Here is a 14,508-nt window from a genome sequence, read left to right as displayed (position 1 = left end):
GAGGCAGGTTTGACTAATTCCGGATTTTTATGCAGGATTGGCTAATCCCGGCTTAAGCGGCAATTTTGACAAGAGCGGGAAAACGGGAGTACAAGGGGCGGCGATTGTTTTGGGGGCTTACGGGTTTGTCCCTTATTTGTTCCTAAAACGGCTTTTCCCATGTTTATTTAATCATTTTATCAAAGAAAAAAGGCATTATCGCAGGCATGCCTCTGCTTCTTTTGCCTACTCTTAAGAATTGTGAAAAAACGAACATGGAAGCGGACGATAAATAAACATTCAAGATATATTGGGAACTTCCAAATGGCTCATAAAAAACCACCTCCCTTAATACATTTTTTAGGGGCACTTTCATCATAACATTTTATTTTCCCAACAAAAGGGAAAAAATGTTATAATGAGAACAAATGTTCCTATTATGAAGCAAGGAAGGGATTGCCGTGACTAAGAATTTGTCTGAATATGTTCTCTATGAAGCCTCCCGCTCCATTCCTCTGGAAAAGAAAGAATGGGTGGTCCGGCAAATTATGCAGTATAGACGGCAGGTAGCTACTGAGAAACGCGAGAATCACAAGAAACAGGAGAAACGCGTTCATGAACTCTCTGAAATCCTTTCAGAAGCATTTGAAAGCAGCACAGTAATCACGGTTGTTACTTATGGAATATATAAGAACCGGGAGTACAGCGGCGTAATTATAAAGCTGGACCTGCGGGAGGAGAAGATTTTGTTAAAGTGTCAGGAAAGCATGCAGTGGCTTCACTTTTCTTCAATTTTACATGTATACTGAGTCTTCGTTTCTTTTTTGTTTAGAAGCTGTATTTATTAAGCTCCCAATAATTATCGAGCCTCTTTATTAACAGAAGTCTGTCCTAAAAAGCGGTGAAATCCGATTTCTACTACACCGAGTACGATAACGACCGTAAGCAGTTCCCCTACTGACAATGACCAGTTGGCATAGCGGGCTACCAGCCAAAGATAAAACAAAGCGACAACGGCATCCACAATGGTAGCAACTGTATTGTTAGTGTACCTAAGGACGATTTGATCTCCTATTAGATAAGCAATGACTGACAAAATAACGGCAGCTGTGGCTGCCCCTACAAAAGTAGCTTCTGTATACCACATAAGCAGGGGAATGACTACGATTCCGTTTAACAATACTTTAATTAGAAATTTATTCATCAATTTTTGACCTCTTTTCTGACAGTTATTGTTTATTAGCTTCTCCAAACATCCCCAATTTTATTTCAGCCTGATCCTATTTCTTCATAGCTTTTTCATGTTTTATTTTACCAATTTAAATTGAATATCCTTATTTGCACGGGCGGATAATAAATTCATGGTTTAAAGGAGGTGAATCGTTATAATGGCACAACAAGGCCTTGCCGTACACGAAACATTGGAAGTACATGAGCTCCTTACCTTTAAAAATACCTGTATGACAAAATCGGTTGCTATGCAGGGACTGGTTTCTGATCCGGCGCTTAAAAGTCTTTTGCAAGAAGATATTCAGCATTCTGCAAAAGCAATTCAAGACTATCAGGGATTATTATCCCGACCCCATATTTAGAAAGGAGAAAACATAAAAATGAGCACCACTGTAGAGAATTTAACCGGTATGAATGTAATAACTGAACAGGTTATCGCATCCGATTTCCTTATTGCCTCAAAATCCGGTGTTAAAGATCTTGGCTACTGCTTTAACTGAAGCCACTACTCCGGAAGTCAGATCAGTTCTGAAAAACCATCTGGATACAGCGATCACTATGCACCAGAAAATAACGGATTACATGCTGAATAAAGGCATGTACCATCCCTTTAATGTAAATGAACAAATCCAAATGGATATCCAGAATGCCCAGAAGACTTTAAATTTAATGAATCGTTCCTGAATTCCAGAAAAACGTTTTACTTTACAACAAGGGCCCTCCCCAATGCACATAATTTGCTTAAGGACGGGCCTTATATTTTTCTACGAGGAAAAAACTATCATTCTCAGCTTTTTAATTTGCTATAATTTTATGGATGAGAGGATTTTAGCAAAAAAATACGACAGGGATAATATCTTTCTAAAAAAGGAGAAGGATAATGAGCAAGAAAAGACATTCCGTTATCGAGTCTCCAAAACTTCAGCCTCAATTGGACAACAGCGAATAATCTGCCAAATAATTTGTCAAATGATTTGCCAAATTATTTCTATATGCTATAATGTTCTCGAATGGTAACATTCACGTCATGCCACAATATAAAAGTTTTAGGCAATGGAAGTTTGGTGCAAATCCAACGCGGTCCCGCCACTGTGATAGACCGGATACCGGTCTTAAGTCAGGTCTTTTGCCTAGAAACTTTGAGCAACCAACCGCTTCGAGGCGAAAGTGGTGGTTTAGAAGTCTAGTGTGACGATTATCGCCTCTAGGCTTTTTTTATTGGAAAGAGGGTGTCCCGACAATGTTGTCGGGGGTATGGCCTGGCGGCGGCGCCAAACATGTACAAGGATGTACAGCAAGGAAACGGGTAGATTCTTCAACGAAGAAGAATGTGATACACAATGGCGTGTATCCCCTTTTTTTTATCATCTGCCTTTTGCATAAGATGGCATTAAGCAACAACAGGTTGACGTTTTACTGAATAAGGGTGTAAACTAATAGACGACAATCAAATGACAGCAAGCTGCACAATGACGTGTACATATAAGCAAAGAGGCTTTTAAAGGAATTCGTTCTTTTAAAAGTCTCTTTTTTATTTTCCTGAAACTTACATTGGAGGTGCCTGCATGGATAAAATTTCTTTTAAAACCGATATCTATATGGGGCAAGGTGCGTTAGACCGGCTAACGGAATTACGCAACAAACGAATATTTGTCGTTACCGATCCGTTCATGGTGAAATCCGGCATGATTAATCTGCTGTTCGAGAGACTGCACGAAAGCAACAAACAGTACATTTTCAGCAATATCGTGCCGGACCCGCCAATCGAGGTCGTGACAGAAGGTTTGGAAGCACTCAGCTCGTTTAACACCGATATGATCATAGCCGTGGGCGGAGGTTCTGCTATTGATGCGGCCAAGGCGATGAAGATCTTTGCCAAAAAACTGATGAACCAGCAGGATATCCCTTTCGTGGCCATTCCGACAACGAGCGGCACCGGTTCCGAAGTCACTTCTTTTTCGGTCATCAGCGACAAGAAGAAGAATATCAAGTATCCTCTTGTTTCTCATGACATGCTGCCGGAAGAAGCTATTTTGGACCCTGAACTGGTCAAGAGTGTTCCGGATTTCATCACGGCTGATACGGGAATGGACGTATTGACCCACGCCATTGAAGCCTATGTGTCCACCAAAGCCAATGATATTTCCGATGCCCTGGCGGAAAAAGCGCTCAAGCTTGTGTTTGCCTATCTGCCCAAAGCCCACAAGGACGGCAGTGATCTCGAAGCGCGTGAGAAGATGCATAACGCATCGTGTCTGGCCGGTATGGCTTTCAATATTGCTTCACTTGGACTTAACCATGGGATTGCCCATGTGGCAGGAGCCAAATTCAAGATTGCCCATGGCCGGATGAACTCGCTATTATTGCCGCATGTGATTGAATTTAATGCTGATTACAAGCCGGGATACGGCAAAGATGAAGGCAATGCTGCGGCTGCAAGATATGCGGAGATCTCCAGAAGCTTAGGGCTGCCGGCTTCCAATTCCCGAAGCGGGGTACGCAGTCTGGTCCAGGCGATTAAACAGCTGCAGAAGCAATTGAAGATGCCGCAAACATTAAAAGACTGCAATATTGCATACAGTACTTTGGAAGAAATGCAGGAGGCCATTGCCCAAGGTGCGCTGAAGGACGGATGTACAGCAACCAATCCGCGTGTTCCGTCAGACGCGGATGTGATCGGAATTTTGAACAAAATGTATCAATAAAATTTACCGCATTGACAACGTTTGCTTAAATCAAATATATTATGAGATAAAGATAGCACAATGGCGTGTTGTATAACAAGTAAAGCGAAGAGGCTTCTTAAAATTTCCGTGTGAATTTTTTAAGAAGCCTTTATGTTTTTTTATGGCTTTAATCACGTGTTTTTTTGATGGGATGGGATAAGGGATGAACCAGCAAGATGAAAAGCAGCGCGTCATTCAGGAGTACGTGCCCGGGAAACAGGTAACCTTGGCTCACATTATTGCCAATCCAACAAGGACATTTACAAGAAGCTGGGATTGGGGACGGATGTGCAGGATGCCATTGGCATTATGACGATAACCCCAAGCGAAGCCTCCATTATTGGGGCGGACATTGCAACCAAGGCAGCCGGCGTTCAGATCGGTTTTGTCGATCGTTTCAGTGGCTCCCTGGTTATAACGGGCGATGTTTCATCCGTTGATTCAGCTGTGAATGAAGTACTGAATGGTTTGCAGAACATTCTCGGATTTTCGGCTGCTGCCATTACGAGAACGTAGGGGAAACTGCCATGAAGAAGTTGATATTAGCCGGGAGTACAGGCTCTGGTAAGACCACGTTATGTCAACGGCTGCACGGTCAGGAGCTTGCCTACAAAAAGACACAGGCGATTGAGAATTTTGAGCAAGCCATAGATACGCCCGGGGAGTGCATTGAAAACCGTTCTTTATACAGAATGCTTCTTGTTACAAGCGTTGATGCTGATGTAATCGGCCTTGTGCAAGATTGCACAAACGAAGAAAGCTATTTTCCTCCGTCCTTTGCTACAGCATTTGCCAAACCGGTCATTGGCATTGTAACCAAGATCGAACTGGCGGAGTCTGATGAGGATATTGCAAAGGCAGCGGAATACTTGCAGGCCGCCGGGGCCTCACCCATTTTCCGGATTTCTTCCGTGGAGAATCTGGGATTGGACGAGCTTGAGGCCTATTTGAGAGAGTAGCTGTTTGAATCAATTTCATAACTTGGATCACCATCCGAAATGATATAATAACTGGTATAATATATATAAATAGATATATATAAATTAGATATATATCTATCTGAACCGTATTTATCTAAATCTTCTCCATTAAACGCTCACCGGTTATTTTACGAAATTGATTCCGTTTTATAACTGAATAGCGGGGTTCACGGGATAACAAGCAAATATCGGTAAACAATGAGGTGCATGACACATGAATGGAAAAATTGTAATAGTCGACGACGAACCTATTACAAGAATGGATATTCGTGCGATGCTTGAAGAAGCGGACTACGATGTTGTAGGGGAAGCTTCAGATGGGTTTGAAGCCATCGAATTATGCAAAAAGCATCTGCCCGAACTGGTCATTATGGATATTCAAATGCCGATCCTGGATGGGTTAAAAGCAGGAAAACGAATTATCACCGAGCAACTGGCGGGTGGGGTCCTCTTATTGACCGCATTCAGCGACAAACAGACGATTGAAAAGGCATCCTCTATCGGTGCGCTTGGTTATCTGGTGAAACCGCTTGATGAGAAATCTCTGATCCCCATGGTTGAGGTTATGATTGCCAAAGGGAAGGAGATCCGTAAACTGGAGCAAAACCTGACGAAGCTTAATCAGAAGATGGAAGAGCGCAAGGCAATTGAAAAAGCTAAAGGCATTTTAATGAAAGAGAATGGTTGTACCGAAGACGAGGCCTACCAGATGATTCGCAAATTAAGCATGGATCGGCGGTGTCCGATGATGGAAATTGCAGCAACGATCGTCATTTCCTATGACTAAGGTTAGGGAGCAGATTGTCCGTCTTTGCAGCAAGCATACCCGTCTGACAGATGAAGAAATCGGCAGGATCATTGAAGTTGCCGGGTCTTTCGAATCATCCGATGAACGGGATGACGTATTCATTGATGTCTTGTCCCGTATTACCAACGATGCTATTGTCGTATACCATTGTCCTCCTGGAACCGGCAAATCGCTGTATAAACGTTCGGTTGTGGGAGAAAGGGCGCTTCGGGAAAACGAACCCGGAGTCCTCAGGACATTGGAGACGGGAATCTTATCCCAGGGGCTTGTAGCGAATACTCAGGAAAATCATCTGGTCAGACAGACTGTTTATCCGATCAAACATCGGGATGCAGTCATTGGGGTCGTTATCTACGAACGGGATGTAAGTGAAAATATTCAAGCTCACTTCGGTTCGGCCGGAACACCACATGAAGAAGGCGAAATGTCTTCAACCCTGACCGCCATGCTCCGGTTTAACGAGTCCATAATTAATCAGCTGGAAGATGCTGTCCTGATTTTCGACAAGCATGGATTTGTGAAGCTGAAGAACAAAAAGGCTGACCTCTACTACCGGCGTCTCGGTTATCTGGAAGATATTCAGGGATTGCATTATGACAACCTTTCTCTGGATCAAACTACCTTTGCACAAGTAATGAGCGAGTATTCGTCTTTACCATCTTGTCCATTATCGGCAGAGGTACAGGTGGCGGGCTATTATTACCAGGTCAAAAGAGTGTTTATCACAGAGCGGGATTTTCGTGTAGGCGTCATCCTGCATGACGTTACGGAAATCAGGAACAAGGAAGCGGAGATCGTCTCCAAATCCGTGGCTATCCGTGAAATTCACCACCGGGTAAAAAACAATTTGCAGACAGTGGCTTCATTGCTCCGCATTCAGGCACGGCAATGTGAAAGCCGGGAAGCTAAAAAAAGTTTAACTGAAAGTGTAAGCCGGGTTTTGGCCATTGCAGCTACCCATGATCTGTTATCGAAGGAAATTGAAGCCCAGGTGGATTTGCTTGACGTTATTCAACTTATCGCTTCAAATATCCAACGGTGTTTTGTAGACAGCAAAAATATCCACATCGGGATGAAGGCTAATCAAAGCATCTGTCTGGACAGTGACCGTACAGTGGCGATTGCGCTTATTGTCAACGAGCTTCTGCAAAATTGTTATGAGCATGCCTTTGGCGATTGTACGGATGGCAATGTTACGGTGAATGTGCTTTTGGAAAGCGGCTTAGTGACTGTAGCCGTAACGGATGACGGACAAGGATTTCCTCCCGGCAAACAATCACATAAAAGCTTGGGATTATCCATTGTTCACAGTTATGTGAAAGACAAGCTGAAAGGCAAACTTGACATTAGTTCCAATACCAATGGAACAACCGTGATGTTTACTTTTAAAAAATAAATATATAGAAGGGCTACAAAGGTGTAGTTCATGTAAGCAATGAGGCTTAAGGTTATAAGTTCCTGTTTATCGGGAATTTGTGTAACTTTAAGCCTTTTTGTTTGCATCAAAAAATGTTACCAAGCCATGGAGGTGAAAAGATGAAAGAAGAACTGCTCAGTGTTGGCATCGATATGGGCACATCTACAACGCAGCTCGTGCTCTCTAAATTATACATCCAGAACCTGGCTTCATCCTTTTCGGTTCCCCGTCTGGTCATTACAGATAAAGAGGTGATCTATCGAAGTGATATCTGCTTCACACCTGTATTTGCTGACAACCGGATTGATGCCCGCAAAATCCAGACCTTCGTAGAAGAGCAATACCGCAAAGCGGGGATCAGCAAGGAAGAGATTCAAACGGGAGCCGTCATTATCACGGGAGAAACAGCCCGGAAAGAAAACGCTAATGAAGTGCTCTTGTCATTGAGCGGATTTGCCGGAGATTTTGTAGTGGCCACAGCGGGTCCCGATTTGGAAAGTATTATTGCTGCCAAAGGAGCGGGAGCCCATACGTATTCGAAAGAACACTCTGCCTCTATTGTCAATATTGACATTGGCGGCGGTACCAGCAATCTGGCTCTCTTCTCAAACGGTGAACTGATTGATACAGGCTGTCTCGATATAGGGGGGCGGTTAATCAAGGTAGACCGGGTGACCAAGGAGATCACCTATATCGCACCCAAAATCAAACAGCTTGTGGAGAGGAGAGTCCTTCATCTGGAGCTTGGGCAGCGGGTAACACCGGCCGATTTGGCCCCGGTCATAGAAGAGATGGTCAAGTTGCTCGAGGAGAGCGTAGGCATCCGGTCCCCCGGCGATTTTTACGATGTTATCATAACCAACAAAGGGTTGAAGCCGGATCGGAGCATTTCCTGTATCTCTTTCTCGGGAGGGGTAGCTGACTACATTTATCAGGAAGCGCCAGGCGACGTGTTTGAGTATGGGGACATAGGGATTTTGCTGGGAAGAGCGATTGCCTCCTCCCTGTTGACCCGGAATTTGACGGTCGCAAGATCGGCCGAAACCATCCGGGCAACCGTAGTCGGGGCCGGTTCCCATACGACAGAAATCAGCGGAAGCACCATCACTTATACGGAGAAAAGCTTTCCGATCAAGAACATCCCGATTCTAAAGCTGGCTAAGGAAGATGAATCCGGAAGCGATGAGGTACTGGCGGCTGCCATTTCCGAGAAATTGAACTGGTTCAAGCTGAACAATGATTTGCAGAAAGTAGCGATTGCGGTAGAAGGGAAGAAGAATCCAAGCTTCCTCGATGTGCAAAAGTACGCAAAGGGACTGCGCAGAGGAATGTCGGAACTGATGGAAAGGGAGTACCCGCTTATCGTGATTGTCCATCATGATATGGCGAAGGTGCTGGGCCAGACGCTTTACGGCTTGCTTGATTACAAGAAGGATGTTGTCTGCATCGACAGTGTGCAGGTGGACAACGGAGACTACATCGACATCGGCAAACCCATTGCCAGCGGGAAGGTATTGCCTGTGGTCATTAAAACCCTCGTGTTTAATTAATTAGAGGTTACCTGGAAGGAGGAGCTTTTATGATTTTGAAAACCAAATTGTTTGGTCGAACCTATCAATTCAAAACATTGATGGAAGTTATGGCAAAAGCGAATGAAGAAAAATCAGGGGACACGCTGGCCGGATTGGCAGCCGAGTCTTCAGAGGAGCGCGTAGCAGCTAAGGTGGTTCTTTCTCAGATTAAGCTCGAAGATTTGCGCAGTAACCCTGCTGTTCCTTATGAAATAGATGAAGTTACCCGTATTATTCAGGACCAGGTGAATGAACGCATCTATAGCGAGATTAAGAACTGGACGGTTGAAGAGCTTCGGGAATGGATACTGAATGAACATACTACCGAAGCCGACATCAAGCGCGTGTCCCGTGGACTTACAGCTGAGATGATTGCGGCTGTTGCCAAGATCATGTCCAACATGGACCTGATGTACGGGGCCCGGAAAATCCGGATTACGGCTCACGCCAATACGACCATTGGCCGTACAGGCACCTTGTCAGCGCGTCTGCAGCCGAACCACCCGACTGATGATCCGGATGGAATCATGGCTTCCCTGATGGAAGGGTTAACCTTTGGTATCGGCGATGCGGTGCTGGGACTCAATCCGGTGGATGATTCCGTAGAGAGCGTCACACGTATTCTGAACAGGTTCGAAGAGTTCAGGCAAAAATGGGACATCCCTACACAAACTTGCGTTCTGGCTCACGTTACTACGCAAATGGAAGCCGTTAAACGGGGAGCGCCGACAGGGCTGATTTTCCAATCGATCGCAGGCTCACAGAAAGCTAACGAAGCCTTCGGATTTAATGCCGCCACCATCGAGGAAGCCCGCCAGCTTGTGCTGCGCAACGGCCAGGTTGAGGGTCCGAACGTCATGTACTTCGAGACGGGTCAAGGTTCCGAGCTTTCTTCCGAAGCCCATCACGGAATCGATCAGGTAACGATGGAAGCACGCTGTTATGGTTTTGCCAAAAAATATAACCCGTTTCTGGTTAATACGGTTGTCGGTTTCATCGGCCCCGAGTATTTGTACGATGCCAAACAGGTTATCCGGGCGGGACTGGAAGACCACTTCATGGGTAAGTTAACAGGCATATCGATGGGATGTGACGCTTGTTATACAAACCATATGAAAGCCGATCAGAACGATCTGGAAAACCTGGCGGTTCTCTTGTCAACAGCAGGATGCAACTTCTTTATGGGTATTCCTCATGGCGATGATGTCATGCTGAACTATCAGACAACAGGCTATCACGAAACGGCCACGCTGCGTGAACTATTAGGTCTCCGTCCTATCCGGGAATTTGAACAATGGATGGAAAAGATGGGCTTCATTGAAAATGGCAAATTGACCAAAAAAGCAGGGGACGCATCGGTGTTTCTCAAGTAAGGAAAGGAGGAGGAAGCTCTTATGAATGAAAAAGACCTGAAATCTATGATTGAACAGATTCTTCTGGAAATGGTTGGAGACAAGCCGGAAGAAGCTGCTCAGCCTGCAACCAAACAAGAACCTGAACAGCATGCGGTGAAGGCTGAGCCGGTATCTGCCGAACCCGTCCGGCATCAAGTTCAGCAAAATACAGAAGAAGCCGACAGCGGGGAATGTCTCGATGACATTACGGAGATTGATCTTCGCAAGCAGCTTCTGGTTCCCGAACCGGAGGATCGTGAAGGTTATCTGAAAATGAAGGAAAAAACCCCGGCCCGCCTTGGAGTTTGGCGTGCGGGACCGCGCTACAAAACGATTACATCTCTTCGTTTCCGTGCCGACCATGCTGCTGCGCAGGACGCCGTATTCTCATATGTGCCGGAGGATTTTGTAAAGGAAATGAATCTGGTTTCAGTGGGAACCCTTTGCCGGGACAAGGATGAGTATATTACCCGGCCTGACCTGGGACGCCAGTTCTCTCCTGAAACGATCGAATATATCAAACAGCATACCACAAGGCAGGCCAAAGTGCAGATTATGGTGGGAGACGGATTAAGCTCCGCGGCGATTGAGGCCAACCTGCGGGACATTTTGCCCTCCATTGCCCAGGGACTTAAGATGTACAACATTGAAGCGGGCAATATCCTGTTTGTCAAGCATTGCCGTGTTCCTTCCATGGATGTAATCGGTGATGTGACGGAAGCCGATGTGGTTTGTCTCCTGGTTGGAGAACGGCCTGGTCTTGTAACGGCAGAATCGATGAGCGCTTATATCGCCTATAAGCCAACGGTAGGTATGCCGGAAGCAAAACGCACCGTGATTTCCAATATTCATTCAGGCGGTACTCCTGCGGTTGAAGCGGGAGCGCACATCGCCGAACTGATCAAGACGATGATTGACCGAAAAGCTTCAGGGATTGATTTGAAATTATAGAAACACAAGGAGGCCCGTATGAGAAACGATCCGATTCATGCAAAAGTACTGGGCATGAAGCTCATTTCCAACGTAAGTCCGGATATGGCCGACAAGCTGGAACTGCAGCCTCATCATAAAAGCCTGGGACTCATAACCGCAGACATTGATGATGTGACCTATGCGGCGCTTGACGAGGCAACCAAGGCAGCAGAGGTGGAGGTTGTATACGCCAAAAGTATGTATGCCGGTTCAGCCAACGCTTCCACCAAACTGGCGGGCGAGGTCATCGGGATTCTGGCCGGCCCAAGCCCCGCGGAAGTTCGGAGCGGAATGAATGCCGCCGTTGATTATATTGAGAACGAAGCACATTTTGTAAGTGCCAATGAGGATGACAGCATTACCTACTTTGCCCATTGTGTGTCCCGTACAGGCACTTATTTATCCCAGACCGCAGGCATTAAAGAGGGAGAAGCATTGGCTTATCTGATTGCCCCGCCGCTCGAAGCCATGTACGCACTGGATGCGGCGTTGAAGGCTGCTGATGTAACAATCGCTACTTTCTTCGGCCCGCCTTCCGAAACCAACTTTGCCGGAGCCTTGCTGACAGGCAGCCAATCTGCCTGTAAAGCAGCGTGTGATGCATTTGCCGATGCCGTACAATTCGTCGCAGATAATCCGACGAGTTATTAAGGTAGATAGCTATGAGGACGAATGCGTTAGGCCTTGTTGAAGTAAGAGGGTACTTGGGGGCAATCGCCGCAGCAGATGCTGCGCTGAAAGCGGCAAGCGTTACTTGCATCGGCCTGGAAATGATCAAAAGCGGGCTGGTAACGGTCAAGATAACAGGCGATGTTGGAGCTGTGCAGGCTGCTGTTGAAGCGGGAGCTGATACGGCCGAACAACTGAAGGTACTGCTGACCCGCCACGTAATTGCCAGACTGCATGAGGAGACAAAAGCAATCGTCATGAAGAAGGAGGGCGAGAACGAACAGGCAGAGGAACAGCCTGCTGCGGGAGCCGCAAACAGTGGGAATGCGGATAAGGCTGATGAAGCTAAAGAAGCTAATGAAGCAGGTACTGCTGATGCAAATGAATCTCAAACGAAAGCAGGGGAAGCGGATGTGCCTGCTGATGCCGAAAAGAAGGCGACGAACACCTTAACCGCTGCGGCGAATGAGACTGCCGCTGCGGCTCAGCCGGAACCTGCAACAGCGAATCCGGGTTCCAGCCCGGCCGGTTTGCCGGGTTCAAAGGATGATACATCCGGTACGCCTGCTCAGGGAGCAAAGAAACAAACAACCGAGGTCAAAGTGGTTGATTTGCCGGCGGCACCTGTTAAAGAGCAGGCCGGATCAACAGGAACTTCACCCGGCACTAAAAGCAAAAAGCCTGCGTCCAAAGAAACCAAGCGAATCAGGAAAATGAAAAAAGCCGGTTCATAAGGTCACACTCTGTAACATCCAGGAGTGATCACAGTCTGGAATGGTCACAGTCTAGAATGATCACAATCCAGATTTCAGAACGGCAGCATTCCGAATTGGCGCAAGCTTATCACTTATCTGTAAAAAACATAATGGAGAGAAGGAGTATTGATGGAAACATTGGATAAAGACCTGAGATCCATTCAAGAGGTCCGTAATCTGATCAAGAAAGCGAAAGAAGCCCATGCCCAATTGGCCGCCATGTCACAGGAACAAATCGATGCCATTGTGAAGGCAATCGCGGATGCAGGCTACAAGCATCGTGAAAAGTTGGCGAAGATGGCCAATGAAGAAACGGGTTTTGGCCGCTGGCAGGATAAAATTGTCAAGAATGCATTTGCTTCCAAGCATGTGTATGAGTCGATCAAGGACATGAAAACCGTAGGTGTCCTGAAGGACGACAAAATCCACAAAGTCATGGAAGTGGCTGTTCCGGTCGGAGTGGTTGCCGGTTTGATTCCGTCCACCAACCCAACATCGACCGTTATCTATAAAGCTCAAATTGCAGTCAAAGCAGGGAACAGTATCGTGTTTTCTCCCCATCCGAATGCGCTGAAAAGCATCCTGGAGACGGTGAAAATCATCAGTGAAGCGGCAAAAGAAGCAGGTTGTCCGGACGGAGCCATCTCCGCCATGACCGTTCCGACTATTCAGGGGACCGACCAGCTGATGAAGCATAACGATGTAGCCTTAATTTTAGCTACCGGCGGAACAGCGATGGTTAAAGCCGCTTACTCTTCCGGTACACCGGCCATCGGTGTCGGCCCGGACAACGGTCCGGCCTTTATCGAGAAGAGTGCCAATATCCCGTTGGCAGTGAAACGTATCCTGGATTCCAAAACGTTTGACAATGGAACCATCTGTGCTTCCGAACAATCCGTAGTTGTCGAAACATGCAGCAAGGATGCGGTTGTGGCCGAGTTTAAAAAGCAAGGTGCCTATTTACTGTCCAAGGAAGAAGCGGATCAGCTGGGCAAGTTCATCATGCGGGCTAACGGTACGATGAATCCGCAAATCGTTGGAAGAAGCGTAGACCACATTACCAAGCTCGCTAACCTTCAGGTTCCCGGAGGCACACGGGTGCTGATTGCCGAGGAGACCCGTGTAGGACATAACGTTCCATACTCCCGTGAGAAGCTGGCTCCTATTCTTGCATTCTACACGGAAGAGAACTGGGAAGCCGCTTGCGAACGCTGCATCGGGATTCTAAATGGCGAAGGGGCAGGACATACGATGATCATTCACTCCGAGAATGAAGAGATCGTCCGTCAGTTTGCCCTGAAGAAGCCCGTATCCCGGCTGCTGGTGAATACACCTGGAGCTTTAGGGGGAATCGGTGCGACAACTGCTCTTGCCCCGGCGCTCACTCTCGGTTGCGGGGCAGTAGGAGGAAGCTCCACATCAGACAATATCAGCCCGCTTAATCTGCTTAACATCAGAAGAATGGCGTATGGTCTGAAGGAACTGGACGATTTGGTGGAAGGCGCACCAAAAGCGGAAGAATCCGCAATCAGCCTTAGTAGTAAAGAAGAGTTGATCAACATGATCGTAAAAAGAATTTTAGCAGAAATGTAAAACACGTTTATCCCGAAAATTGAACATATAAATTAGGAGGAATTCAATCATGGCAAACGCAAACGCACTGGGAATGGTAGAAACTAAAGGTTTGGTAGGAGCAATCGAAGCCGCAGACGCAATGGTGAAAGCAGCTAACGTAACCCTCATCGGCAAGGAACAAATCGGTGCCGGACTTGTAACTGTTATGGTCCGCGGTGATGTAGGCGCAGTTAAAGCAGCAACGGATGCAGGCGCAGCAGCGGCAGAGCGTGTAGGTGAATTACTTTCCGTACATGTTATTCCAAGACCGCATTCGGAAGTGGATGCCATTCTGCCGAAAGCCAAAGCAGAGTAAGTACAGAGTTTCTGACAGACGATAGCACCGGGATGAATCAGGTGCGGCAGCAATTGGATGCAGAGCATTCTGCATCC

15 protein-coding genes, 1 pseudogene and 1 riboswitch are annotated in these 14,508 nt (G+C 46.6%); of the genes and pseudogenes, 15 read left to right on the top strand and 1 reads right to left on the bottom strand.

Going from position 1 to position 14,508, the window contains the following annotated elements; all coding sequences use genetic code 11:
• Positions 1–440 precede the first annotated feature (440 nt).
• Entirely contained in the window at positions 441–788 is a 348-nt protein-coding gene (locus tag BXP28_RS12585; RefSeq protein ID WP_036655172.1) for a YolD-like family protein, read from the top strand.
• Between the two features lie 50 nt (positions 789–838).
• Here BXP28_RS12585 and BXP28_RS12580 read toward each other — a convergent pair whose 3' ends face one another.
• Complete coding sequence (locus BXP28_RS12580) at positions 839–1,183, bottom strand: DUF2512 family protein (protein ID WP_023484506.1); 345 nt, start codon at positions 1,181–1,183, stop codon at positions 839–841.
• A 184-nt stretch (positions 1,184–1,367) separates the two neighbouring features.
• Between BXP28_RS12580 and BXP28_RS12575 the strand changes: the two genes are divergently transcribed.
• The 14 genes and pseudogenes from BXP28_RS12575 to BXP28_RS12505 all read left to right on the top strand — a co-directional run bounded on the left by BXP28_RS12575 (position 1,368) and on the right by BXP28_RS12505 (position 14,431).
• Positions 1,368–1,571, top strand: coding sequence for a spore coat-like protein (locus tag BXP28_RS12575; protein ID WP_023484507.1), 204 nt, complete (start codon positions 1,368–1,370; stop codon positions 1,569–1,571).
• A 118-nt stretch (positions 1,572–1,689) separates the two neighbouring features.
• The gene (locus BXP28_RS12570; protein ID WP_394804623.1) at positions 1,690–1,893 is read left to right on the top strand and encodes a spore coat protein; all 204 of its coding nucleotides are present in this window, start codon (positions 1,690–1,692) and stop codon (positions 1,891–1,893) included.
• 345 nt (positions 1,894–2,238) lie between these two features.
• Positions 2,239–2,388: riboswitch (adenosylcobalamin (AdoCbl) riboswitch) on the top strand.
• Between the two features lie 386 nt (positions 2,389–2,774).
• Positions 2,775–3,914 (top strand): 1-propanol dehydrogenase PduQ, encoded by a 1,140-nt coding sequence (locus BXP28_RS12560; RefSeq protein WP_023484509.1) that lies wholly within the window; start codon positions 2,775–2,777, stop codon positions 3,912–3,914.
• Between the two features lie 184 nt (positions 3,915–4,098).
• A pseudogene (locus BXP28_RS12555) lies at positions 4,099–4,451 on the top strand (BMC domain-containing protein).
• 11 nt (positions 4,452–4,462) lie between these two features.
• Complete coding sequence (locus BXP28_RS12550) at positions 4,463–4,894, top strand: EutP/PduV family microcompartment system protein (RefSeq protein ID WP_023484510.1); 432 nt, start codon at positions 4,463–4,465, stop codon at positions 4,892–4,894.
• Positions 4,895–5,129: 235 nt separating this feature from the next.
• Complete coding sequence (locus tag BXP28_RS12545) at positions 5,130–5,702, top strand: ANTAR domain-containing response regulator (protein WP_036655167.1); 573 nt, start codon at positions 5,130–5,132, stop codon at positions 5,700–5,702.
• Positions 5,695–7,119 (top strand): sensor histidine kinase, encoded by a 1,425-nt coding sequence (locus tag BXP28_RS12540; protein ID WP_023484512.1) that lies wholly within the window; start codon positions 5,695–5,697, stop codon positions 7,117–7,119. Before BXP28_RS12545 ends, BXP28_RS12540 begins: the two co-directional genes overlap by 8 nt.
• 140 nt (positions 7,120–7,259) lie before the next feature.
• Positions 7,260–8,690 (top strand): ethanolamine ammonia-lyase reactivating factor EutA, encoded by a 1,431-nt coding sequence (gene eutA / locus BXP28_RS12535; protein WP_036655164.1) that lies wholly within the window; start codon positions 7,260–7,262, stop codon positions 8,688–8,690.
• Between the two features lie 29 nt (positions 8,691–8,719).
• The gene (locus tag BXP28_RS12530) at positions 8,720–10,084 is read left to right on the top strand and encodes an ethanolamine ammonia-lyase subunit EutB (RefSeq protein WP_023484514.1); all 1,365 of its coding nucleotides are present in this window, start codon (positions 8,720–8,722) and stop codon (positions 10,082–10,084) included.
• 21 nt (positions 10,085–10,105) lie between these two features.
• A complete protein-coding gene (gene eutC, locus BXP28_RS12525) occupies positions 10,106–11,056 on the top strand; it encodes an ethanolamine ammonia-lyase subunit EutC (RefSeq protein WP_023484515.1) in 951 nt (316 codons plus the stop codon).
• Between the two features lie 18 nt (positions 11,057–11,074).
• Positions 11,075–11,728: an ethanolamine utilization microcompartment protein EutL gene (gene eutL, locus BXP28_RS12520; protein WP_023484516.1), complete on the top strand. Its 654-nt coding sequence runs from the start codon at positions 11,075–11,077 to the stop codon at positions 11,726–11,728.
• Between the two features lie 11 nt (positions 11,729–11,739).
• Positions 11,740–12,480, top strand: coding sequence for a BMC domain-containing protein (locus BXP28_RS12515; RefSeq protein ID WP_077585074.1), 741 nt, complete (start codon positions 11,740–11,742; stop codon positions 12,478–12,480).
• A gap of 150 nt (positions 12,481–12,630) precedes the next feature.
• Positions 12,631–14,094 carry an acetaldehyde dehydrogenase (acetylating) gene (locus BXP28_RS12510; protein ID WP_077585073.1) on the top strand — a complete coding sequence of 488 codons (1,464 nt, stop codon included), beginning with the start codon at positions 12,631–12,633 and terminating at the stop codon, positions 14,092–14,094.
• A gap of 49 nt (positions 14,095–14,143) precedes the next feature.
• On the top strand, positions 14,144–14,431 hold the full coding sequence (locus tag BXP28_RS12505; protein ID WP_036655161.1) for a BMC domain-containing protein: 288 nt from the start codon (positions 14,144–14,146) through the stop codon (positions 14,429–14,431).
• Positions 14,432–14,508: the final 77 nt, after the last annotated feature.

Source organism: Paenibacillus larvae subsp. larvae (genome assembly GCF_002003265.1).
Taxonomy (GTDB): domain Bacteria; phylum Bacillota; class Bacilli; order Paenibacillales; family NBRC-103111; genus Paenibacillus_H; species Paenibacillus_H larvae.
This window is presented reverse-complemented; position numbering and strand designations above follow the sequence as displayed.

Excerpts from the sequence above, each read along its gene's own strand:
- BXP28_RS12580 (WP_023484506.1), bottom strand. The coding sequence starts at position 1,183 with ATGAATAAATTTCTAATTAAAGTATTGTTAAACGGAATCGTAGTCATT.
- BXP28_RS12575 (WP_023484507.1), top strand. The coding sequence starts at position 1,368 with ATGGCACAACAAGGCCTTGCCGTACACGAAACATTGGAAGTACATGAG.
- BXP28_RS12560 (WP_023484509.1), top strand. The coding sequence starts at position 2,775 with ATGGATAAAATTTCTTTTAAAACCGATATCTATATGGGGCAAGGTGCG.
- BXP28_RS12550 (WP_023484510.1), top strand. The coding sequence starts at position 4,463 with ATGAAGAAGTTGATATTAGCCGGGAGTACAGGCTCTGGTAAGACCACG.
- BXP28_RS12545 (WP_036655167.1), top strand. The coding sequence starts at position 5,130 with ATGAATGGAAAAATTGTAATAGTCGACGACGAACCTATTACAAGAATG.
- BXP28_RS12540 (WP_023484512.1), top strand. The coding sequence starts at position 5,695 with ATGACTAAGGTTAGGGAGCAGATTGTCCGTCTTTGCAGCAAGCATACC.
- eutA (WP_036655164.1), top strand. The coding sequence starts at position 7,260 with ATGAAAGAAGAACTGCTCAGTGTTGGCATCGATATGGGCACATCTACA.
- BXP28_RS12530 (WP_023484514.1), top strand. The coding sequence starts at position 8,720 with ATGATTTTGAAAACCAAATTGTTTGGTCGAACCTATCAATTCAAAACA.
- eutC (WP_023484515.1), top strand. The coding sequence starts at position 10,106 with ATGAATGAAAAAGACCTGAAATCTATGATTGAACAGATTCTTCTGGAA.
- eutL (WP_023484516.1), top strand. The coding sequence starts at position 11,075 with ATGAGAAACGATCCGATTCATGCAAAAGTACTGGGCATGAAGCTCATT.
- BXP28_RS12515 (WP_077585074.1), top strand. The coding sequence starts at position 11,740 with ATGAGGACGAATGCGTTAGGCCTTGTTGAAGTAAGAGGGTACTTGGGG.
- BXP28_RS12510 (WP_077585073.1), top strand. The coding sequence starts at position 12,631 with ATGGAAACATTGGATAAAGACCTGAGATCCATTCAAGAGGTCCGTAAT.
- BXP28_RS12505 (WP_036655161.1), top strand. The coding sequence starts at position 14,144 with ATGGCAAACGCAAACGCACTGGGAATGGTAGAAACTAAAGGTTTGGTA.